The 21,976-nt window shown below is 66.1% G+C and carries 21 protein-coding genes; 10 read left to right on the forward strand and 11 right to left on the reverse strand.

The genetic code is table 11. From position 1 onward, the window contains the following. Positions 1-9: 9 nt before the first annotated feature. Both DKT70_RS14770 and DKT70_RS14775 read right to left on the reverse strand, forming a co-directional pair. Positions 10-783: an ABC transporter permease gene (locus DKT70_RS14770; protein WP_111559857.1), complete on the reverse strand. Its 774-nt coding sequence runs from the start codon at positions 781-783 to the stop codon at positions 10-12. A 3-nt stretch (positions 784-786) separates the two neighbouring features. Beyond that, a complete protein-coding gene (locus DKT70_RS14775; protein WP_233490600.1) occupies positions 787-1,629 on the reverse strand; it encodes an ABC transporter ATP-binding protein in 843 nt (280 codons plus the stop codon). A gap of 182 nt (positions 1,630-1,811) precedes the next feature. On the opposite strand from DKT70_RS14775, the gene DKT70_RS14780 reads away from it, so the two are divergent. Next, entirely contained in the window at positions 1,812-2,519 is a 708-nt protein-coding gene (locus tag DKT70_RS14780; RefSeq protein ID WP_072298214.1) for a GntR family transcriptional regulator, read from the forward strand. Here DKT70_RS14780 and DKT70_RS14785 read toward each other — a convergent pair. Next, positions 2,516-2,917 (reverse strand): nuclear transport factor 2 family protein, encoded by a 402-nt coding sequence (locus tag DKT70_RS14785; RefSeq protein ID WP_111559859.1) that lies wholly within the window; start codon positions 2,915-2,917, stop codon positions 2,516-2,518. The two genes, DKT70_RS14780 and DKT70_RS14785, sit on opposite strands and share 4 nt — an antisense overlap. 82 nt (positions 2,918-2,999) lie before the next feature. On the opposite strand from DKT70_RS14785, the gene DKT70_RS14790 reads away from it, so the two are divergent. Then, positions 3,000-4,220: an amidohydrolase family protein gene (locus DKT70_RS14790; protein ID WP_111559860.1), complete on the forward strand. Its 1,221-nt coding sequence runs from the start codon at positions 3,000-3,002 to the stop codon at positions 4,218-4,220. On the opposite strand, the gene DKT70_RS14795 is transcribed toward DKT70_RS14790, so the two are convergent. Genes DKT70_RS14795 through DKT70_RS14815 form a run of 5 tightly spaced genes read right to left on the reverse strand, consistent with a single transcriptional unit; the run spans position 4,217 to position 9,684 of the window. After that, positions 4,217-5,194 (reverse strand): ABC transporter ATP-binding protein, encoded by a 978-nt coding sequence (locus DKT70_RS14795; protein WP_111559861.1) that lies wholly within the window; start codon positions 5,192-5,194, stop codon positions 4,217-4,219. The genes DKT70_RS14790 and DKT70_RS14795 overlap by 4 nt on opposite strands. Next, entirely contained in the window at positions 5,191-6,204 is a 1,014-nt protein-coding gene (locus tag DKT70_RS14800) for an ABC transporter ATP-binding protein (protein WP_111559862.1), read from the reverse strand. The genes DKT70_RS14795 and DKT70_RS14800 overlap by 4 nt, the downstream gene beginning before the upstream one ends. Continuing rightward, the gene (locus tag DKT70_RS14805) at positions 6,191-7,066 is read right to left on the reverse strand and encodes an ABC transporter permease (protein WP_111559863.1); all 876 of its coding nucleotides are present in this window, start codon (positions 7,064-7,066) and stop codon (positions 6,191-6,193) included. Before DKT70_RS14805 ends, DKT70_RS14800 begins: the two co-directional genes overlap by 14 nt. A gap of 1 nt (position 7,067) precedes the next feature. Next, on the reverse strand, positions 7,068-8,021 hold the full coding sequence (locus tag DKT70_RS14810) for an ABC transporter permease (protein ID WP_111559864.1): 954 nt from the start codon (positions 8,019-8,021) through the stop codon (positions 7,068-7,070). Positions 8,022-8,073: 52 nt separating this feature from the next. After that, positions 8,074-9,684: an ABC transporter substrate-binding protein gene (locus DKT70_RS14815; protein WP_111559865.1), complete on the reverse strand. Its 1,611-nt coding sequence runs from the start codon at positions 9,682-9,684 to the stop codon at positions 8,074-8,076. A 270-nt stretch (positions 9,685-9,954) separates the two neighbouring features. Between DKT70_RS14815 and DKT70_RS14820 the strand changes: the two genes are divergently transcribed. After that, on the forward strand, positions 9,955-10,572 hold the full coding sequence (locus DKT70_RS14820; protein WP_146612648.1) for an aspartate/glutamate racemase family protein: 618 nt from the start codon (positions 9,955-9,957) through the stop codon (positions 10,570-10,572). A 109-nt stretch (positions 10,573-10,681) separates the two neighbouring features. Further along, positions 10,682-12,562, forward strand: a complete 1,881-nt coding sequence (locus tag DKT70_RS14825) for a PhoX family protein (RefSeq protein WP_111559867.1) — start codon at positions 10,682-10,684, stop codon at positions 12,560-12,562. Positions 12,563-12,615: 53 nt separating this feature from the next. Here DKT70_RS14825 and DKT70_RS14830 read toward each other — a convergent pair whose 3' ends face one another. Beyond that, the gene (locus DKT70_RS14830; RefSeq protein ID WP_111559868.1) at positions 12,616-13,035 is read right to left on the reverse strand and encodes a MerR family transcriptional regulator; all 420 of its coding nucleotides are present in this window, start codon (positions 13,033-13,035) and stop codon (positions 12,616-12,618) included. Positions 13,036-13,120: 85 nt separating this feature from the next. Here DKT70_RS14830 and DKT70_RS14835 point away from each other — a divergent pair, with 85 nt between their 5' ends. The 6 genes from DKT70_RS14835 (at position 13,121) to DKT70_RS14860 (ending at position 19,473) form a co-directional block, all read left to right on the forward strand. Further along, the gene (locus tag DKT70_RS14835; protein ID WP_111559869.1) at positions 13,121-15,277 is read left to right on the forward strand and encodes a heavy metal translocating P-type ATPase; all 2,157 of its coding nucleotides are present in this window, start codon (positions 13,121-13,123) and stop codon (positions 15,275-15,277) included. Between the two features lie 141 nt (positions 15,278-15,418). Further along, positions 15,419-16,189, forward strand: coding sequence for an ABC transporter ATP-binding protein (locus DKT70_RS14840; protein ID WP_111559870.1), 771 nt, complete (start codon positions 15,419-15,421; stop codon positions 16,187-16,189). Between the two features lie 38 nt (positions 16,190-16,227). After that, entirely contained in the window at positions 16,228-17,001 is a 774-nt protein-coding gene (locus DKT70_RS14845; RefSeq protein ID WP_111559871.1) for a transporter substrate-binding domain-containing protein, read from the forward strand. 38 nt (positions 17,002-17,039) lie between these two features. Further along, entirely contained in the window at positions 17,040-17,768 is a 729-nt protein-coding gene (locus DKT70_RS14850; protein ID WP_111559872.1) for an ABC transporter permease, read from the forward strand. Then, entirely contained in the window at positions 17,768-18,547 is a 780-nt protein-coding gene (locus tag DKT70_RS14855; RefSeq protein ID WP_199559617.1) for an ABC transporter permease, read from the forward strand. Before DKT70_RS14850 ends, DKT70_RS14855 begins: the two co-directional genes overlap by 1 nt. Before the next feature lie 23 nt (positions 18,548-18,570). Continuing rightward, positions 18,571-19,473 (forward strand): homocysteine S-methyltransferase family protein, encoded by a 903-nt coding sequence (locus tag DKT70_RS14860; RefSeq protein WP_111559874.1) that lies wholly within the window; start codon positions 18,571-18,573, stop codon positions 19,471-19,473. Positions 19,474-19,483: 10 nt separating this feature from the next. Here DKT70_RS14860 and aroE read toward each other — a convergent pair whose 3' ends face one another. Both aroE and DKT70_RS14870 read right to left on the reverse strand, forming a co-directional pair. Then, entirely contained in the window at positions 19,484-20,326 is an 843-nt protein-coding gene (gene aroE, locus DKT70_RS14865) for a shikimate dehydrogenase (protein WP_111559875.1), read from the reverse strand. 32 nt (positions 20,327-20,358) lie between these two features. After that, entirely contained in the window at positions 20,359-21,885 is a 1,527-nt protein-coding gene (locus DKT70_RS14870; RefSeq protein WP_111559876.1) for a GMC oxidoreductase, read from the reverse strand. Positions 21,886-21,976 lie beyond the last annotated feature (91 nt).

A 21,976-nucleotide genomic window follows, 5' to 3' on the forward strand; every position in this document is an offset into this window, starting at 1 on the left:
AAGGGGGGTTCAGGTGGATGCGAAATCGTCGCGGCGGTTGGCCCATCCCACGAACCGTCCCTCGATGAGAGAGAAGAGGACGTAGAGAGCGACGCCGAGGAAGGCCAGAATGAAGAGCCCGGCAAAGACCAGGGGCACGTCGAAGTTGGAGGACGCGCTCATCATCACGTTGCCGATGCCCTTGTTCGAGGCGACCGTTTCCGCCAGCACGGTGCCGACGAAGGCAAAGGTCGCGGCGATCTTCAGGGATGCGAAAAAGAACGGCATGGTGCGCGGCAGGCCCACGTTCAGCAGCAGGTCCATCTTGCTGGCACCCAGGGATTTCAGCACGTCCTCCAGCTCGGGCTCGGTCGTGGCAAGGCCGGTGGCGATGTTCACGACGATGGGGAAAAAGCACATGGCCAGCGCCGTCAGGACCGCAGGCACTGGCCCTGCCCCGAACCACAGTACGAAGATCGGCACGACGGCGACCTTGGGGATGGACGAAAAGCCGATCAGCAGCGGATAGGCCGTGTCATAGGCGGTGCGCGACGTGCCGATCGCGGCCCCGATGACGACACCGACAATGACCCCCAGCACAAAGCCGATCATCGTGGTCCACAGCGTGTGGATGATATGCGGCACCAGCACCGGAAAGCGGTCGAACAGCGTGGCGAAGACCTGGCTGGGGCGGGGCACGACCAGGTCGGACACGTCCATGGCGATGCACAGGATTTCCCAGGCGGCGAAGAAACCGACGATCAGCAGGGCCGCCCAGATGCGGCGGCGGATGGCATAGGGCATGGTTCAGACCTCTTCCAAGGTTTCGCTGCGGGCATCGATGATGCGTTCGCGCAGGCGCTGGTTCAGGGCGACGAAATCGGGCTGGAAGGTCATCTGGACCGTGCGCGGACGCGGGAAGGTCACGGGGCTGTCGTCGATGATGCGGCCGGGGCGCGCGCTCATGACGCAGATGCGGGTGCCCAGAAAGCCCGCCTCCTTCAGGTCGTGGGTGACCAGCAGCACGGTGGGGCGGCGCTTGGTCCACAGGTCCTGCATGGTGCCCCACAGCTCTTCTCGGGTGAACTGGTCCAGCGCGCCGAAGGGTTCGTCCAGAAGCAGCAGGCTGGGGCCGTGAATCAGCGCGCGGCAGAGGTTGGCGCGCTGCAGCATGCCGCCCGACAGCTGCCAGGGGAAACTGCCCGCGAACTTGCCCAAGCCCACATCCTCCAGCAGGGCATGGACCCGGTCGCGGTATTCGCCGCGCTTCTTGCGGGCAAAGTCGCGGCGGAATGGCTGCACGATCTTCAGCGGCAGCATGACGTTCTGTTCGATGGTCAGCCAAGGCAGCATGGTCGGGTTCTGGAAGGCCATGCCGACACGCAGGGCCCTGGCCGCGACCTCGCGCCCGCCGACGATGACCGCGCCGGTCGTGGGGCGCAGCAGCCCGCTGGCCAATTTCAGGATGGTGGACTTGCCGCAGCCCGACGGGCCGACAAGCGCCAGAAACTCTCCCTCGTCGATGCGCAGGTCGGTGGGCTGCAGGGCCTGCACCGTGGCATCGCCCTGCCCGAAGGACACGCCGGCGCGGGACAGCTGCACCGCAGGGCGCTTTTGTTCGGTCGCGATCTGTGCGATTTCAGGTTGCATGGTGGCTTCCCGTCCAAGATGCATGACGAAAGTGCATGCACTTCACTGCTTCGATCTATGCCGGCATTCCGGCGGGCGACAACAATGTTCGGGACGGGAAGCATCGGGGCAGCGGCCTTGTGCGGGTTTTTTCCGCATTGGACGGGTCGATGCGCAGGAATGATGCAGGCGGGGAACGGGCCATGACGACACGCAAGACGGCAAGCAGATCCGAAGGCGACCGGATGTCCGCCATCTGCCACGGCATCCGCCGCGCCATCATCGAGGGCGCGCTGTTCCCCGGCGACCGCCTGCCCGAGGATGCCTTGGGCGAAAGCTTCGGCGTCAGCCGCACCATCGCCCGCCACGCCTTGGGGCAGCTGGCGGCCGAGGGGCTGGTCGACCTGCGGCGCAACCGCATCGCCACCGTTGCGGCCCCCACCCCCGCCGATGCCCGCGATATCTTCGACATCCGCGTGGCCTTGGAACGCCAGGTCGTGGGGCATCTGGCCGGTCATCTGACCGACGCCCAGATCCGCGAATTGAAGGATATCGTCCGGCAGGAACATGATGCGCGCGACGGCCCCGAGGGCGCCTCGATCAGGCTGGCGACCGAGTTTCACATCAGGCTGGCCGAAATGACCGGCCGTCCGATCCTGGTGCGCTATGTCACGGAAATCTGCTATCGGGCGGGGCTTTCGCTGTCATCGCTTGGCCGGCCGCATTCATCGGAATGCGCGATTAGCGAGCATCTGCAGCTGATCGACACCATTGCCAAGGGCCCCGCCGACAAGGCCGCCCAGATGATGGCCGATCACCTTGAGGCCGTCGCCTCGCGCGCGCTGTTGGGCGGACAGGAGGCGCGTGGCCGCGATCTGGTCAGCATCCTGGCGCCCTATCGCGGCGACTAGCTGCGGGCGATGGAGGGGTCCAGGATCCATTCGGCGCTGTCGTTCCAGACATCGGTATCCAGGATCAGCCCGTCCCTGACCGTGAACCGGTCGACATAACGGTTCCTGTCGAAGGCCGTCCCATCGGGCCATTCGCCATAGAGATAGCCCAGGCTGTAGATCACCGTCTGCCCATCGCCGGGCATCACGTCATAACGCTCGATCCGTTTCCTGACCCATTTGTAACGCCCGGCGTTGAAGCCGGTCGGCCCGTCCGGCGCGTCATAGACCCGCCCGCCGGTAAAGCGGCAGACAAAGCCCGGCGCGACGAAACGCGCCGCCCTTTCCGTGTCGCGCGCCATCGAGGCATCCAGGTAATCCTTGACCGCCTGCAGGTCACGTTCGGTTTTCGGGTCCATGATGCGCCTCTTTGATCCTTGAAGTTTTGGATTCCAACTGCATACACTTATCCCATACACAATAGCACAGGAATGCAAGATCATGACCGCCCCATTCGACCTGCTGCTGCTGAATTCCCGCCTTGATGACGCGGTTTGCGACATCGGCGTCAGGGATGGTCGGATCGCAGGCATCGGCAAGGGTCTTGGTCCGGCGGCCTGCATGCATGATCTGGCCGGGCGGGTGGTCATTCCGGGGCTGGTCGAAACCCATATCCACTTGGACAAGGCGGGCTTGCTGTGCCGATGTGGCCAGGCGGGCGGGCTGGCAGGGGCGGTCGCGGCAGTCTCGGCGGCCAAGCGCGACTTCACCGTGGCCGATGTCCATGACCGTGCGGCCCGCGTCATCCGCAAGGCCATCACCCAAGGCACCATGCACATGCGCACCCATGTCGAGGTCGACCCAAGGGCGGGCCTTCGCAGCTTCCAGGCCATGCTGGCGCTGAAACGCAATTTCGCTTTCGCACTGGATCTGTCGATCTGCGCCTTTGCCCAAGAAGGCCTGACCAACGATCCGGGCACCGAGGATCTGCTGGAACAGGCGCTGGATCAGGGGGCCGATCTGCTGGGCGGCTGCCCCTATACCGACACCGACCCGGTGGGACAGATCGAACGTCTGTTCGCTATGGCCGTCCGCCACGATGTCGATCTGGATTTTCACCTGGATTTCGACCTGGACCCGGACGGGTCGCAGATGGACGCGGTCTGCGATGCGACCGTCCGTCACGGCTGGCAGGGGCGCGTGAATATCGGCCATGCGACCAAGCTGGCGATGATGGATGACGTGCGCTTTGCCCGATATGCGGCCATGCTGGCGCAGGCGGGGGTGGCGGTGACGGCCCTGCCCGCGACCGATCTCTATCTGAACGGGATGGAAATGGGGCATCGTGCGCCCCGCGGCATCGCGCCGGTGCATCTGCTGGCGCAGGCCGGGGTGCAGGTATCGGTGGCCACGAACAACGTGATGAACCCCTTCACGCCCTATGGCGATGCGTCGCTGATGCGCATGGCCAATCTCTATGCCAACGCCATGCATCTGGGCGCCAACCATTTCGCGGGCTGCATGGCCATGATCACCCATGACGCTGCGCGCATCCTGCGGCTGGCGGATTACGGGCTGCATGTCGGGGCCTGGGCCGATCTGGTGGTGCTGGACGCGGCTTCGGCCACAGATGCCTTTGCCGGCATCGCGCAACCGCTGATGGGCTTCAAACGCGGACGGCAGAGCTTTGACCGCCCCGCCGCCACCATCCTGACCCCCTAGGCCGGGATCGGTTCGCCCGCACGCAGACAGGCGACGCGACGCCGCGGACCGGGGCGCTGCGTCGGCGGCAGCGCCTGGCGGCAGGCATCCATGACCAGCGGGCAGCGCGGCGCAAAGGGACAGGCATCGGGGCGCGTTTCCAGCGCGGGGGGCGATCCGGGAATTGCGTCCAGCCGCGTGCCGCGCGCCACGTCATGCAGGTTCGCCGCCAGCAGCCCTTGGGTATAGGGGTGCTGGGGGTTGCGGATGACCTCATGCGTGGTGCCTTCCTCGATGATCTGGCCAGCATACATGACTGCGATCCGTTCGGAAATTTCCACTGCGACGCCGATGTCATGGGTGACAAAGATCACCCCCATGCCGAATTCGCGCTGCAATTCGCGCATCAGCAGCAGGATCTGGATCTGCACGGTAGCGTCCAGCGCCGTGGTCGGTTCATCCGCCAGCAACAGGCGCGGACGGCAGGCCAGCGCCAGCGCGATCATCACCCGCTGACGCATCCCCCCCGAGAGTTCGTGCGGATAGTTCTTCATCCGCCGTTCTGCCGACGGGATGCGGACGCGGTGCAGCATGTCCAGCGCGACCTCCATCGCGTCGGCGCGGCTGATGCCCTTGTGACGCATCACGGTTTCGGCGATCTGCTGGCCGATGGTATAGACCGGGTCCAGCGCCAGCCCAGGGTCCTGGAACACCATCGACACATCACCGCCGCGATAGGATCGCAGCGCCCGCCCCGACAGCGTCATAATGTCGGTGCCGTCAAAGCGGATCCTGCCCCCCAGATCGGTGCGCTTTTCGGGCAGCAACCGCAGCAGCGTCTTCAGCGTGACGCTTTTGCCCGACCCGCTTTCGCCCAGCAGGGCCAGGGTTTCGCCCTGCTTCAGCTCCAGCGACAGGTCGTTGATGGCATGGACATTGCGGGCGCCCTTGAAGCGGACATCCAGATTTTCGATCTGCAACAGCGTGTTGGTCATGCGGGCACCACCTTTCCGGCCTCGGGATGGCCCGAATGGGCGTCATGCAGGTGGCAGGCCACCCAGTGCGTCGACCCCTGCGCACGCGGTCCCAGGACCGGGTGGCGCGTCTTGCAGACGGGGCCGGCCAAGGGACAACGCGTGTGGAAGCGACAGCCGGAGGGCGGGTCGATCGGGTTCGGCGGATCGCCCGCCAGCGGCGGCTTTTCAGTGCGGTTGTCGGGGTCCATGGAAGGCATCGCCGAGAACAGCGACCGGGTATAGGGATGCGCCTGATCGGCCCAGATCTGGTCCACGGGGGCGATCTCCACCACTTCGCCCAGATACATCACCAGAATGCGGTCCGAGATATAGCGGACGACGTTCAGGTCATGGCTGATGAAGATATAGGTCAGCCCGAATTCCGCCCGCAGATCGGCCAGCAGGTTCAGGACCTGCGCCTCGACCGATTTGTCCAAGGCACTGACGGCCTCGTCCAGGACCACGACCTTGGGCGACATGGCCAGGGCGCGGGCGATGTTCACCCGCTGGCGCTGGCCGCCGGACAATTCATGCGGATAGCGGTGGGCAAAGCGGTCAGCGGCCAGACCCACGCGGTCCATCAGGCGCCGCGCGCGGCCCAACGGATCGTCCAGCCCCTGCACCCGCGCCCCGAAGGCCACGCTGTCCAGGATGGTCATCCGCGGGTTCAGCGAGGCATAGCTGTCCTGGAACACCATCTGGATATCACGACGCAGCGCCCGCAGGGTCATGTCGCGACCAAGGGTCCTGTCGTTCAGGACGATGTCCCCCTCGTCCCGGTCGGTCAGGCCGATCAGCAGTTTCGCGGTGGTGGACTTGCCGCAGCCGGATTCGCCGACGATGCCCAGGGTTTCGCCGGGGGCCACGTCGAAGCTGACGCCATCCACGGCCTGCACCATACCCTGCGTGCGGCCCAGGATGCCGCCCTTGATGGGAAAGTGCTTCTTCAGGTCGCGCACGCTCAGCAGGGGTTTGTCAGTCGCGGACATTCATCGCACTCCTCAGGCCGTCGCTGAGCAGGTTCAGGCACAGCGAGGTGGCAAAGATCATCACCCCCGGCAGCGCCGCCAGCCACGGGTTCACATAGATGGCCGAGCGCAGCGTGTTCAGCATCAGCCCCCATTCAGGTTCGGGCGGGCGCACGCCGATGCCCAGAAAGGACAGCCCCGCCGCCAGGATCATGCAGACCGAGGTCAGCGAGGTCGCATAGACGAAGACCGGCGACAGCACGTTGCCGATCACATGCACCCGGATCACCGTCAGCGCGCTGGCCCCCGATGCCCGCGCCGCATCGATATAGTCCAGCTGTCGAACGCCCGATGTCACGGCCTCGGCCACCCGCGTCACGGGCGGGATGAAGACGATGGTCAGCGACACAAGGCTGTTGACGATGCCCGCGCCCAGCGCCCCGGAGATGGCGATGGCCAGCAGGACCGAGGGAAAGGCGAAGAACACGTCGACCACCCGCATGATGATGGTGTTGGTGATGCCGCCGACATAGCCCGCTACGACCCCCAGCGCGCCACCGATGAAGAAAGCCATCACCACCGGCATCAGCCCGATGAACAGCGTCAGCCGCCCGCCATAGATCAGGCGGGCCAGCATGTCGCGCCCCTGTTCGTCCGTGCCCAGCGGATAGCCCGGCGCGCCCGGCGGCTTCAGCCGCGCGATCATGCTGCCCTGATAGGGATCGGCCAGGCCCAGCCAAGGCGCGAAGACCGCCGACCCCACCAGCAGGCCGAGGATGACAAGACAGGTCATGGCCACCTTGTCGCGCCGCAGGCGTGACAGGACGGCCGACCAATAGCCGCGATGAGCGGTTGCCGCGATGGCGGTTTCGGTCTGCGCCATGTCAGCTCCTCTTGATGCGGGGGTCGATGGCGGCCTGCGCCACGTCGACGATCAGGTTCATGCCGACAAAGAACATGGCCAGGATCAGGATCGTGCCCTGCAACAGCGGCAGGTCGCGCTGGAAGATCGCGTTCGACAGCAGGAACCCCGATCCGGGCCAGTTGAAGACGGTCTCGATCAGGATCGACCCGCCCAGCAAGTATCCCAGCTGCAACCCCATCACCGACAGCGCGGTGGCGGCGGCGTTGCGCGCCACGTGGCGCAGCACGTCGCCGCGGCTGAGGCCCTTGGCATAAAGCGCGGTGACGAAATCCATCGACAGGATGTCGCCCGCCAGCGCCCGCACGGTGCGTGCGACGATGCCGATGGGCACCACCGCCAGCGTCACCGCAGGCAGGACCAGGTGGCGCATATGCGCCCAGTCCCACTGCCAATCCTGCGACCCGCCCGGCCCTGCGCCCATCGAGGGCAGCCAGCCCAGATTGACAGAAAAGATGATGACCAGCACGATCCCCAGCCAGTAATTCGGCACCGAGACACCGGTGATCGACAGCGCGGTGATCAGGCGGTCCAGGATCGTGTCGCGGAAATAGCCCGCCAGAAACCCCAGGAAGGTGCCGATCGGAAAGGCAATCACCGCCGCCGCGGCCGCCAACAGCAGCGAATTGCCGACCGCACCGAAGACCTCGTCCGCGACGGGGCGGCCGCTGGCGATGGAGCGGCCCATCTCTCCCTGCAGCAGGTTGCCGATCCAGATCAGGTATTGCACCGGCAAGGGCTTGTCCAAACCGTATGCCGCGCGCATCGCGGCCTGCTGTTCGGCGGTGGCGTCGACCGGCATGATGGCCGTCAGCGGATCGCCCGGCGCGATCTGCACCAGCGCGAAGCACACGACCGAAACCCCGAAGGCCACCGGCAGCACCAGGATCAGACGTCGAAGGAAATAGCTGAGCAATGGATGCGTCCCTGTCTTGGCCGCACCCGTACGGGGCGCGGCCGATATCGGATCACTCGGCCATCGTGATGGACGAGAAGTTCAAGTACCAGTTCTGCGGCTGCACAAAGCCCTGCACCTTGGGCGACATCGCCCGCGGTGCCACGTCATGCGTGACCATCAGGAACAGCGCGTCGTCGACGAATTTCTCGTGCGTACGGCGCAGCACCTCGTCCTGGGCGGCCGGGTCGAAGGTGGTTTTGATCTCTTCGAACAGGTCCTTCATCTCGTCGTCGCAGTAATGGCCCCAGTTGGTGCCGTTCGGGGCGACCAGATCGCAATCCAGGTGCCGGATGAAGCCGGTGAACGGGTCTTGGATGAAATAGGTGAAGTTGATCGACTGCGATCCCTCGACCGACGGATCGGCGGCGCCCGCGCGCCACAGGTTGATCATCTGGTTCCACTCGACGACCATGAACTCGACATCGATCCAGGCCTGGGCCAGCGATTGCTGGATGTATTCGTTCATCGGCAACGGCAGCATCTGCCCCGAACCGGAGGGAGAGATCAGCGCCTTGACCTTCAGCCGGTTGTCGGGACCAAAGCCCGCTTCGGTCATCAGGGCCTGTGCGGCCTCAAGGTCATAGGTCGGCTTGAAATCGGGTTCGCCGAACCACTGCGATCCGGGCGGCACGAAACCTTCGGCGGGGATCATCAGCCCACCCAGCAGCGCGCCCATGGCCTCGCGGTCGATGGCCAGGTTGGCGGCCTTTCGCACGCGGATGTCGTTCCAAGGCGAACCTTCGACCCGGCTCAGGTGCCAGGTCCAGTTATGCGGATAGGCGTTCGATGAGATGACAAAGCCGTTCCCCTGCATCGCGGGAATGGTGTCGGGGGCCGGTGCCTCGATCCAGTCGACCTGCCCCGACATCAGCGCCGCCGAGCGCGCATTGGATTCCGGCAGCGGGATCAGCACCAGCTTGTCCAGCTTGGGGACGCGGGTGTCGTCCCAGTATTCGGCAAAGGGGACCAGTTCGGCCCGTTCGCGCGGCACGAAGGTCTCCAGCTTCCACGGACCGGTCCCCGAAGGGTGCTGCGCGACCTTTTCCCAATCCTTGTCCTGCGCCTCCCAGTTGGCCTTGGAGGACATCATGATCCAGGCCAGCTGATAGGGCAGCGTGGCGTCGGGTTCGGTGGTGGTGATCTCCAGCGTCAGGTCGTCGATGGCGCGATAGCCGGCAATGGCGGGAATGCGCGACTTGCCCTGGGCTGATTGGCGCGGGTCGTATTGTTCGGAACCCTCGTCCAACAGCTTGTCCAGGTTCCAGACCACGTTTTCGGCGTTGAACGTGCTGCCGTCGTGGAAGGTCACGCCGTCGCGCAGCGTGAAGACCCATTTCGTCTTGTCTTCGGCGTCGACCGCCCATTCCGTCGCCAGCCCCGGCACCAGCACCGAGGGCTGGTCCGCACTGGTCAGGTCCCAGTTGATCAGCGCGTCATAGACGGTATAGCCGATGAAGCGCAGCCCCTCGCCGCCCTGATCGGTCTGGCCGGTGGTCAGGGGGATGTCGGATGCCGTCATCCCGATCCGCAGCGTTCCCTGCGCCGCGGCACCCTGGGCGCCCAGCATCGCGACCGACAGCGCCAATGCGGCAAGGCCTTTTCTGAGGTGAAGCAATGTCATTCTCCTTGATGGACAACAGGTCTTGGGACAGATCCGCAGGGGTCTTGATCGCCCGCTTTCGGGACCGACCATTGTCGCGGTCGCCCAAAACCGCACCAGTCGGGGTCAGGAAGACCGGCAGCCAGACATGGATCGGCGCCGACCTGCACAAAGGGCGGTCAGATTGATGACAATTTCTGCATGCAGGAAAACCATGCCTTCGTCCGGGGCATGGCGATGGACATTGATCCGCGACGGACGCGCCCATCGCGGCAAGGAAAAGAGGTCTGCATGATTCTTGTGGTGAACCCCAACAGCAACGCGACGACGACGGCACAGATCTGCGCCATCGCAGCGCCTTTCCTGCCCGATCTGCAGGGGTGGACCGCCCCGCGCGGGCCGCAGGTCATCCAGACGCCGGGCCAGCTGGCCCAAGCCGCCGATCAGGTCGCCCTGCTGGAACTGCCGCCGGGCTGCCGGGGCGTGATCGTGGCGGCCTTTGGCGATCCGGGCGCCGACCGGCTGGCCGCGCGTCTGTCCTGCCCGGTCATCGGCATCGGCGCGGCGGCAGCGCGTGCTGCCAGGGGGCGTGCCTTCGCGGTCGCTACCACGACCCCGGACCTGCGCGACGGCATCGATGCGCTGATGCGGACCCATGCGGGGGATGCGCCCTATCTGGGATGCTTCCTGACCCCCGGGCCTGCTGTGGCGGTGATGTCGGACCCGGATCGGCTGGACCCGGCCCTGCTGGCCGCGACCCATGACGCCGCCCGCGCGGGCGCCAAGGCCGTCATCATCGGCGGAGGCCCCTTGGCGCAGGCGGCCGAGCGCATCGCCGCCCGAAGCCCCGTCCCCCTGATCCGCCCCATCCCCGAGGCCGCCCGCCTGATGCGCCACCTGCTGACATGAAACCTTCGCGACCCTGTCAGAAAACTGAAGGAAATCAGGCGTAGGCCCTGCGGCATCGCGCGGTCACCCTGACCGACGCCGGACACAAAGACGCAAGAGGGGCTTCACCATGAACAAACAGGACATCGCCAACCTGTCGTGGGACGAATATGACGAACTGCGCGACCCGCGCCCGGATACCAACGGTTTCGACGCCGTGGTCGAACGCGCCCTGTCGCGCCGGGGCTTCCTGGGTGCGGCGCTGGCCTTCGGTTCGGGCGCGGCCGTGATGGGGACGGGCATCCTGGGCTCGGCCAGTTCGGCCCGGGCGCAGGCTGCGGCCTTTGCCTTCCAGCCGATCGGCATCGCCACCGATTTCGACGTCCACGTCCCGCAAGGCTATCAATGGAAGCCGCTTGTGCGGTGGGGCGACGCCCTGTTTTCGGATGCCGAGGGTGCCTATTCGGCCGAAAACGGCGTCCCGGTCGAGATGTCGGACAAGGTCTTCGGCGAAAACACCGATGGCATGGAAACCTTCACCGATGGCGACCGGATCATCCTTGCCATCAATTCGGAATATGCCAACCCCGAAATCAACCTGCCCGCCGAAACCGAAGGGATGCCGCAATCCGCTGATCAGGTCCGCATGCTGAAGAACATCCAGGGCGTCACCGTCATGGAGATCGCCGCAGGCGACGATGGATATCAGATCGTTCTGGACAGCCCCTACAACCGCCGCATCACGCATGAAACGCCGATGACCATGGACGGGCCCGCCGCGGGCTCCGCGCTGGTCCGCACCAAGGCCGACCCCGAGGGGATGTCGCCCAAAGGCACGATGAACAATTGCGGGTCGGGCAAGACGCTGTGGGGCACCTATCTGACCTGCGAGGAAAACTTCAACGGCTATTTCGGCGCCGCCGCCGATCACCAGCCGACCGAAGCCGAGACGCGTTACGGCATCGGGGGCGAAAGCCGCTATGCCTATGAGAAATTCGACGAACGCTTCGACCTGATGGCCGAACCGAACGAACCCCACCGCCACGGCTGGGTCACCGAAATCAACCCGCTCGACGCGCAGTCCATCCCCGTCAAGCACACCGCCCTTGGCCGTTTCAAGCATGAGAACGCCGAGATGGTGCAGGCTAAGGATGGTCGCGTCGTGGTCTATATGGGCGATGATGAACGCGGCGAGTTCCTGTACCGGTTCGTGTCGAACGGGACCTGGGCCGAAGGTCAGCCCACCGACGGCCTGCTGTCGGACGGCACGCTGTATGTCGCCCGCTTCAACGACGACATGACAGGCGAATGGCTGCCGCTGACCCCCGAGACCACCGGCATGGCCATGGACGAAATGCTGGTCTTTGCCCGCATGGCCGGGTCCAAGGTCGGCGCGACCACGATGGACCGCCCCGAATGGGTCGCTTGCCATCCGCTGCGCTGCGAGGCCTATTGCGCGCTGACCAACAACAAGAACCGCGGCGTGGAACCCAACGAGGGCGGCGACGCCACCCCGGTCGGCGGCCCGAACCCGCGCGAGGCCAACAATTTCGGCCAGATCGTGCGCTGGCGTCCCTCGGACGAGGATCATGGCGCGACCGGGTTCACCTGGGACCTCTATGTCATGGCAGGCAATCCGACGGTCTTCGACGATGCCTATGCCGGGTCGGAAAACATCAACGAGGGCAATATGTTCAACTCGCCCGACGGGATGGCGTTTTCGTCCGACGGGATGCTGTGGATCCAGACCGACGGCGAGGACAGCAACGAAGGCGAATTCGCGGGCCAGGGCAACAACCAGATGCTGGTCGGCAACCCCGACACCGGCCAGATCGCCCGCTTTCTGACTGCCCCCAAGGGCGCCGAGGTGACCGGCCTGACCTGGTCGCCCGACCGCAAGACCGCCTTTGTCGGCATCCAGCACCCCGGCGGGTCCTGGCCCGACAACACGGGCAAGCCCCGTTCCGCTGTGATCGCCGTCTGGCGCGAGGATGGCCAGACCATCGGCTGATCCCCCGCCCCTTCAGGCAAAGGATGGCGCGCCCGCAACGGCGCGCCATCTGCTTATCCGGTGTGGTCCTGCGTGCAAAGGTCGTGGTTTCCCAACACTTCGATCACGCGGCAATCGGCGATGGTGCCATGCGAACACTGGGTCAGCATCCGCTCCAGTTCCTGCTGCAAGGCGGTCAGCCGCGCGATGCGCGCCTTGACTGAGGCCAGCTGCCGCGTGGCGATGACATCGGCGGCCGCGCAGGACCGGTCCGGGTCGTCGGCCATGGCCAGCAGGTCCTGGATGTCGGACAGCGGAAAGCCCAGGTCGCGGGCATGACGGATAAAAGCCAGCCGTTCCAGCATGGCTGCGTCATAGACGCGCTGATTGCCCGCGCTGCGCCCCGGTGCGGGCAGCAGGCCGATCTGTTCGTAATAGCGGATCGTGGGGACCTTGACCCCGGTCCTTTTGCTCGTCTCTCCGATGCTTGGCATTTTGACCCCTTGAACCTCTAGTGACTAGAGATCCTATGTTCGGATTACGCATCGAACAAGGCCGCCGGAAAAAGAGGACAGCAGGATGGACAATCGCCGTGAATGGACCGTGACGGGGATGGATTGCGCGGGCTGCGCGTCCAAGATCACCCATGCGATGCAGCGCCTGCCGGGTGTCACCGACCCGCGGGTCACGGTGATGTCGCGCAAGCTGACCTTGCAGCTGGACGATGACGCCACCTCGGCGTCGCAGATCGAGGCTGAGGTCCGCAAGCTGGGCTTCGGGATCGAGCCCCCCCATCGCGACGCCGATCACGGCCATGACCACGAGCCGACCGATGGGCCATGGCATGCCTCGGCCAAGGGACGGCTGGTGATCGTCACGGGGCTGCTACTTGTCCTGGCTTGGGCGATCCGCCTGACGACCGCGGGCGCGGTGGGGCATTGGGCCTTTGTCGCGGCGTGTCTGATCGGGGTCGCCCCGGTCGCCCGCAGCGCCCTTGCCATGCTGCGCCGGGGCCAGCCCTTCACCATCGAAAGCCTGATGACCATTGCCGCGGCCGGTGCACTGATGATCGGTGCCGCCGAGGAGGCCGCGCTGGTCGTCTTTCTGTTCGCCGTGGGCGAGGTACTGGAAGGGGTCGCCTCGAACAAGGCCCGCGACAGCATCCGTGCGCTGTCGGACCTGGTGCCCAAGACCGCGCTGCTGGAACAGGACGGCCGGACGCGAGAGGTGCCCGCCGCATCGCTGGAACCCGGACAGGTCGTGCTGGTCCGTCCGGGCGATCGCATCCCGGCGGACGGGCGGATCCTTGAGGGCACCAGCGGCATCGACGAAAGCCCGGTGACCGGCGAAAGCGTCCCCATCACCCGCGGCCCGGGCGAAGATGTCTTTGCCGGCGCCATCAACGCGGAATCCGCACTGCGCGTCACGGTGACGACCGCCGCCGCCGACAACACCATTTCCCGCATCATCCGCTTGGTTGAGGAGGCCGAGGAGTCCCGCGCGCCGACCGAACGCTTCATCGACCGTTTCAGCCGCTGGTACATGCCCGCCGTGGTGGCGTTGGCCGCGCTGACGGTCGTGGTGCCGCCGCTGGCCTTCGGGCTGCCATGGGATGTCTGGATCTATCGTGGGCTGGCGCTGCTGTTGATCGGCTGCCCTTGCGCGCTGGTCATCTCAGTTCCGGCGGCGATCGCCTCGGCGCTGTCGTCGGGGGCACGGCGGGGGCTGCTGATGAAGGGCGGCGCGGTGATCGAGGCCGCCGCCCGCATCCGCCACGTCGCCATCGACAAGACCGGCACCCTGACACATGGCCGCCCGCAGGTCACCGACATCCTGCCCATCAGCATCGACGCCGACACGCTGCTGGCGCGGATGGCCGCCGTCGAAGGCGCCTCCAGCCACCCGCTGGCGCGGGCTATCGTGGCCCATGCGGGCGACCTGCCCCTGCCCGCCGCGACCGAGGCCCGCGCCATTCCCGGCAAGGGCGTGCAGGCGGTGATCGGGGGACGGACCCTGACCGTCGCCAGCCCCCGCCACGCGACCGAGGCGGGCGTGCTGACCGGCGACCTGCTGGGCCGCGCGCAGGCGCTGGAGGCACAGGGCAAGACCGTGACGGTGCTGTTCGGCGATGACGTCCAAGGCATGATCGCCTTGCGCGACGAACCCCGCGCCGATGCAGCCGACGCCATGCGGCAGCTGCGCGATCTGGGCGTGACCCCGGTGATCCTGACCGGCGACAACCCCCGCACCGCCGCAGCCATCGCGGGCACGCTTGGCATCGATCACCGCGCCCAGATGCTGCCGCAGGACAAGCAGGCCGCCATCCGCGACCTGTCCGCCGATGGTGGCGTGATGATGATCGGCGACGGCATCAACGACGCGCCCGCGCTGAAGCAGGCCGATGTGGGCGTGGCGATGGGGTCGGGCACGGATGTGGCGCTGGAAACGGCGGATGCGGCGATCCTGCGCGACCGCGTCACCGACATCGCCGCGATGATCCGCCTGTCGCGCGCCACGATGGGCAACATCCGCCAGAACATCGCGCTGGCGCTTGGGCTGAAGGGGGTGTTTCTGGTCACCTCAATCCTGGGGATCACCGGGTTGTGGATCGCGATCCTGGCCGATACGGGGGCCACGGTGCTGGTGACGCTGAACGCCATGCGCCTGCTGCGCCACGACCCGACGCACCCTGCCGGGACCGCCCGATTGACGCAACGGCAGCCCGCCGCGCGCTGACCCCGGGGTGCCGGTCACCATTTTGCGACGGGGGGACCGGTCGGTTCCCCTTGCCACCCCGGCCCCTTTCCCCCTAAGAGCCGCCAAACACGTCGTTGTCTGCGCCCGCCGCAGGCCGCGCCGTGCGACAAGGATATGGCCATGGATGACAAGCCCGCGATACGAATCCGCGACCTGCACAAGCGTTTTGGCGACCTGGAAGTCCTGAAGGGGGTCTCGCTGACCGCCCATCCGGGCGATGTGATTGCTATCATCGGCGGATCGGGGTCGGGCAAATCAACATTGTTGCGCTGCATCAACATGCTGGAACATCCCAGCGCGGGCGAGATCGCGATTCAGGGCGAAACCTATCGCATGCGGCCGACCCGCGACGGCAGCCTGGAACCCGCCGACCGGCGGCAGGTCCAGCGCATCCGCGCGCAGCTGGGCATGGTCTTTCAGAACTTCAACCTGTGGCCCCACCGGACGGTCCTGGAAAACGTGACCGAGGCGCCGATCCATGTTCTGGGCCAGCCGCGCGCCCAGGCGATCGTCCGTGCCCGCCAGGTGCTGGACCGCGTGGGCCTGGGCGACAAGGCCGATGCCCATCCCGTCCGCCTGTCTGGCGGCCAGCAGCAACGCGCCGCCATCGCCCGTGTGCTGGCGGTAGATCCCTTGGCCATGCTGTTCGACGAACCGACCAGCGCGCTGGACCCCGAATTGGTGGGCGAGGTTCTGGGCGTCATCCGCGACCTGGCCCGCGAGGGCCGCACCATGATCCTGGTGACGCATGAAATGGCCTTTGCGCGTGACGTGGCCAACCGCGTCATCTATCTGCGCGATGGCCGGATCGAAGAGGAAGGCACCCCCGAACAGCTGTTCGGCGACCCGCAATCCCCGCATCTGAAACAGTTCATCCGGTCGGTCATGTGACCCGCCATCCATTTTCCTGATTTTCGGAAGGATTTCCCATGCTCAGCAAATTCACCCTCGCCGCCGTCGCGGCCCTTGGACTTGCGGGTCCGGTCATGGCCGAAACCCTGAAGGTCGGCGTGTCCGCCGAACCCTATCCGCCCTTCTTCACCCCCGATGCCAGCGGCAGCTGGTCGGGTTGGGAGATTGACCTGATGAACGAAATCTGCACCCGGATCGAGGCCGAATGCGTGGTCACCCCCATCGCGTGGGACGGCATCATCCCGGCCCTGACCACCGGCAAGATCGACATGATCATGGGGTCGATGACCATCACGCCCGCGCGGGCCGAACAGATCGCCTTTTCCGACAAGTACTATGCCGCGCCGACCGGGCTGATGACGCAGAAGGGATCGGATATCGAACCGACCGCCGAAGGCGTCAGCGGCGCCTTCGTGGGCGCCCAGTCGGGATCGATCCAAGAGGTCTATGCCAACAAGTATTACGCAGACACCGCAGGCTCGATCCGCATCTATCAGAACCTGGACGAGGAACTGCAGGATCTGGCGGCGGGTCGCCTGGACGCGGTCATCGGCGACACGCTGGCCATGCAGCCCTTCGCCGAATCCGAGGCAGGCCAGGCCTGCTGCGAATACAAGGGTGCCGTCGAACCCGACCCCGAGGTGCTGGGCTATGGCGCCGGTGCCGGCCTGCGCCAGGAGGATACCGAGCTGCTGGCCCGCGTGAACAAGGCCCTGGCCGAGATCCGCGAAGACGGCACCTATGACCAGATCACGCAGAAATACTTCACCGTCGACATCTACGGCGACTGATCCGGCCCCGACCGGCCCTGCGAAAGGACCCCCGCCCCATGTTCCAGTCGATCGATTTCAGCCTGCTGGCGCTGGACGCCCCCGGATGGGGCGGCGCGCTGCTGCAGGGTTTCTGGCGGTCGATCCAGCTGGCGGCGGGGGGCTATGTCATGGGCATCGTCATCGGGATCCTGGGCGCCAGCGCGAAACTCTATGGCGGGCTGGTGATGCGCGATCTGGCGCAGGTCTATACCACCGTCATCCGCGCCGTTCCCGAACTGGTGATGATGCTGCTGTTCTATTACGTCGGTACCGACCTTCTGAACCGTGCGGCGCAGGGCATGGGCTTTCAGGGCATCGAGGTGGACGGGCTGGCGGCGGGCATCCTGGTCATCGGGCTGGTCCAGGGCGGCTACGCGACCGAGGTGATCCGCGGCGCCATCCGCGCCGTCCCCCATGGCCAGATCGAGGCGGCGCAGGCTTTCGGCATGTCGCCCCTGAAGGTCATGCGCCGCGTCACCCTGCCCGCCATGACGCCCCATGCCATCCCCGGCATGGCCAACCTTTGGATGATCGCCACCAAGGACACCGCGCTGCTGGCCGTGATCGGCTTCAGCGAATTGACGCAGGTGACGCGGCAGGCGGCCTCCTCGACGCGGGCCTATTTCCTGTTCTTCCTGTCGGCGGGGGCGCTTTATCTGATGCTGACACTGGTCTCGAACGTGATCCTGCGCCGCTATGAGGCGCGCGCGCGCCGCGGGTTGATCGCCGCCCATCAGGCCCGATGATGCGCAATATCGTGACCCAGATGATGATGCCGCACCGGCTGGTCATGGCCGCGCTGGCCTTGGCCGGGCTGGTCGCCATGGCGCTGACCATGCAATGGGACTGGCTGCCCGAAAACTTGCCGCGCCTGTGGGACGGATTGCTGATGACGCTGGCGATGCTGGCGGCCAGCGTGGCGGCGGGGTTCGTGCTGGCGCTGCCGCTGGCGTTGTTCCAGGTGATGGGACCGCGCCCGTTGCGCTGGCTGTCGCTTGGCTTTTGCACACTGATCCGCGGCACGCCGCTGCTGCTGCAGCTGTGGTTGTTCTATTTCGGGCTGGGGGCGCTTTTCGCGCAATTTCCCGAAATCCGCGACTCCTGGGCCTGGCCCTATCTGCGGCAGGCCTGGCCCTATGGGTTCCTGGCATTGACCCTGTCCTTTGCCGCCTATCAGGGCGAGGTGATGCGCGGCGCCTTCACCGGCGTTCCGCATGGCGAATTGGAGGCCGCGCGCGCCATGGGCATGTCGCCATGGCTGGTCTTTCGCCGCGTCTGGTTCCCACGCGCCCTGCATCGCGCCCTGCCGACCCTGACGGGCGAGATCATCCTGCAGCTGAAATCCACGCCCCTTCTGGCGACGATCACGGTCACCGACCTTTACGCGGTGATCACTCGCATCCGGCAGACCACGCTCTTGACCTATGAACCCCTACTGCTGCTGGTGGCGGTCTATCTCTGCCTCAGCGGCATCCTGATTCTGGGGCTGCGCTGGCTGGAAAACCGCGTCCCGACGGGGCGCTGAACATGAACGAACGGAGCCTTTCCATGGCCAAGATCACCCTGCTTGACGGCGGCCTCAGCCGCGAACTGGAACGCTGCGGCGCGACGCTGCGTCAACCCGAATGGTCGGGGCTGGCCCTGATGAACGAACCCGACAAGGTCCGGCAGGCCCATGAAAACTTCGTCGCGGCGGGCGCGCAGGTCGTCACCACCGCCAGCTATGCCGTGGTGCCCTATCACTTGGGTCAGGACCGCTTTGACCGCGATGGCGCGATGCTGGCGGAACGGTCGGGCCAGCTGGCGCGGACGGCGGCGGATACCGGTCGCGACGTTCGCGTCGCCGGTTGCCTGCCGCCCGTCGGCGGTTCCTATGAGCCCGAGAATTTCGACGCCGTCGCATCGCAGGCGGTGCTGGCGGTACTGGTCGAAAACCTGAAGCCGCATGTGGACCTGTGGCTGGGCGAAACGCTCAGCTGCATCGCCGAGGCGCGCGCCGCCGCCGATACCATCCAAGGCACAGACCTGCCGCTGTGGATTTCCTATACCCTGCGCGACGAACTGCCCGATCAGCTGGACAGCCCCGTACTGCGGTCGGGCGAGCCGGTGGCCGACGCTGTTCAGGCGGCCATCGACGCCGGCGCACAGGCGGTCCTGTTCAACTGCTCGATGCCCGAGGCGATGGAACCTGCCATCCGCCAGGCCCTGCAGGTCGTGGAACGGAGCGGCCGCGACATCCCCGTCGGCGTCTATGCCAATGCCTTCACCGCAGAAGACGAAGGTGCCGCCAACGAGGTCCTGTCCGCGATCCGCAAGGACCTTGATCCCCAGGGCTATGGCGTCTGGGTCGATCGCTGGCTGGCGGCGGGCGCGACGATCATCGGCGGATGCTGCGGCATCGACGCCCCCCATATCGCCGCGCTGAAATCGCATCTGGACCGCCAGGCCTGACCCGCCGCGCTTACAACCCCAGGTCCAGCAGCGCCTGCCGCATCACTGCCGGATCGGCATCCTTGCCGGTCCAGTAGCGGATGCCGATCACACCCTGCTGGACCAGCATTCCCAACCCGTCGGCGGTCTTGCATCTCTTGTCCTGCGCGGCCTTCAAAAGACGCGTCAGCGGCGGGTTGTGGATGCCATCGGCCACGACCATGTCGGGCGTGATGCTGTCCAGGTCGATGTCGGGCATGGCGTCGACATCGGGATAAAGCCCGACCGAGGTCGCGTGGATCACGATGTCGGTCCCCGCTGGAACGCTGAACGTCCCCTCCCACGCGGCATAGCTGGCCTTGGCCTCGGTGTTGTCGTTCAGCAGGTCCACGACCTCTTGGCCACGATCCTTGCTGCGGTTGACGATGGTGATTTCGCCAGCACCCGCCAGCGCGACCTCGACACCCACAGCACGGGCGGCACCGCCTGCCCCGAACAGGACGACGCGCTTTCCCTTGGGGTCGCAGACCTGCTGCAGCGCCTTGACGAAGCCGCGCCCGTCGGTGTTTTCCCCGATCAGCCGATCCCCTTCGCGCACGACCGTGTTCACCGCCCCGATGATCCGGGCCGAGGTTCCCAGTTCGTCCAGATGCGGGATCACGGCGACCTTGTGGGGGATGGAACAGTTGAAACCGCGCCACCCCATGGCCCGCGCGCCGCGCACGGCATCGCCCAGATCTGCCGGATCGACCTGGCAGTTCAGGTAACGCCAATCCAGCCCCATGGCGCGATATGCGGCCTCGATCATGGCGACGGTGGGGTTTTCGGCGGCGGGTTTGGCAAAAGAACCGGTCAGCGGCAGAAGAAAATTCATGTCATGTCCTTGTCAGAGGGTCGGGAACAGGGTCAGGCGGCGGCCAGCAGACGCCACTGCCCGCGCAGATGGTCGCCCACGCGCAGCGCCTGCGCCGCGATGGTCAGGGCGGGGTTCAACGCGGCGCTGGAGGGCATGAATCCGCCATCCACCACATAGAGGTTCCGGTGGTCATGCGCCCGGCACAGGTGATTCAGCGCCGAGGTCGCGGGGTCGTCCCCCATCCGCACGGTGCCGCATTGATGCGACGGTGCCTCGATCCCGAAGCTGTGGCGCAGAACCACCGGAAAACCCGCGCGACGCAGCTGGCTGCGGATATGGCGCACGAAGCGGTCATGACCCTCGCGCCCGCCGGGGGCGTATTCGATCTGGACCCGGTCATCGGGCAACAGGCGCACGCGGCTGTCGTGGTGGGGCAGATCCTCGGACATGCACAGCCAGTCGACGCTGTGCCGGCCCAGCCAATCGGCCATGGCGCGCGGTATCTGCGGATAGGTGGACCGGATCATCGGCCCGCTGATGTTGCCCAGCATCTGCAGGTTGCCCCGCGCATCGGGGTCATCGGGCAGCCCGTGATAGAAATCGTTCACCGACAGCGTCTTGGGAAAGCGTGTCGGGTTCGTGGCAAAGGGGCGCAGGCCCATCAGCCCCGTCAGGTGGTGGTTCATCAGGTATCGCCCGACAACGCCCGACCGGTTCGCCAAACCCTGCGGCATCGCCTGATTGGCCGAGCGCAGCAGGATCAGCGCCGAATTGATCGCCCCGGCCGACAGGACCACCAGGGGTGCCGATATCCGCAAGGGGGTGTTGCCATGCGTCAGCTCGACCCCGGTGATCCGGCCGTCCTGGTCGTCGGAGATCAGGCGCGTCACCTTGGCACCGGTCCACAGCGTCACGTCGGGATGATCCAGCAGGGGACGGATCAGCCGCGTGTCGGCGTCGCCCTTGGCATCCCACCGGCAGGCAAAGGCGTCGCAGGTGCCGCACCGCCGGCACGTCCCGCCCGGCCCATAGTCCACCGCCGAGGGCATGGGAAAGGGATGCAACCCCAGCCTCGCCAGCCGCTCCGCCATGTCGGCGATGACGGGTTCATGGGGGATGGCGGCATAGGCATAGGGGTCGCGGTCCTGCTCGGTCGGATCGGCGCCCGCCTGGCCGCGCACGCCGAACAGACGCTCGGCCTTATCATAATGGGGACGCAGCTGGTCATAGGTGACGGGCCAGCCCGTCGACACGCCCCCCGCAAAGGATTGTTCGCGAAAATCGCTGTCGCGGAACCGGAACATCGCCGTGCCATAGAATTTCGTGTGTCCCCCCACGTGATAATACTGCCCCGGCCGAAAGCGGCGCCCATCGGCATGCTGCCATTCATCGGTGGTGCGATAGCGGGCCTGGGCAAAGACCGCGTCGGGATCGGAATTCTGCGGCTCGTTCGGCAGGAAATCGCCGCGTTCCAGGATCAGGATCCTGGCCCCCGTCCCTGCCAGCTGATGGGCCACCGCCCCTCCGCCCACGCCCGAGCCGATGATGATCACATCCGGCGAAATATCCTGATCCATGCGGCCTCCCTGTCTTTCGGGCTTGGACAGTAGCCCCACAGGCAGAGGACGCCATTCCCACGGGCCGCCTTTTCTTGTAGGATTGCCGCAT

This window comes from Paracoccus sediminilitoris, assembly GCF_003259195.1.
GTDB lineage: Bacteria > Pseudomonadota > Alphaproteobacteria > Rhodobacterales > Rhodobacteraceae > Paracoccus > Paracoccus sediminilitoris.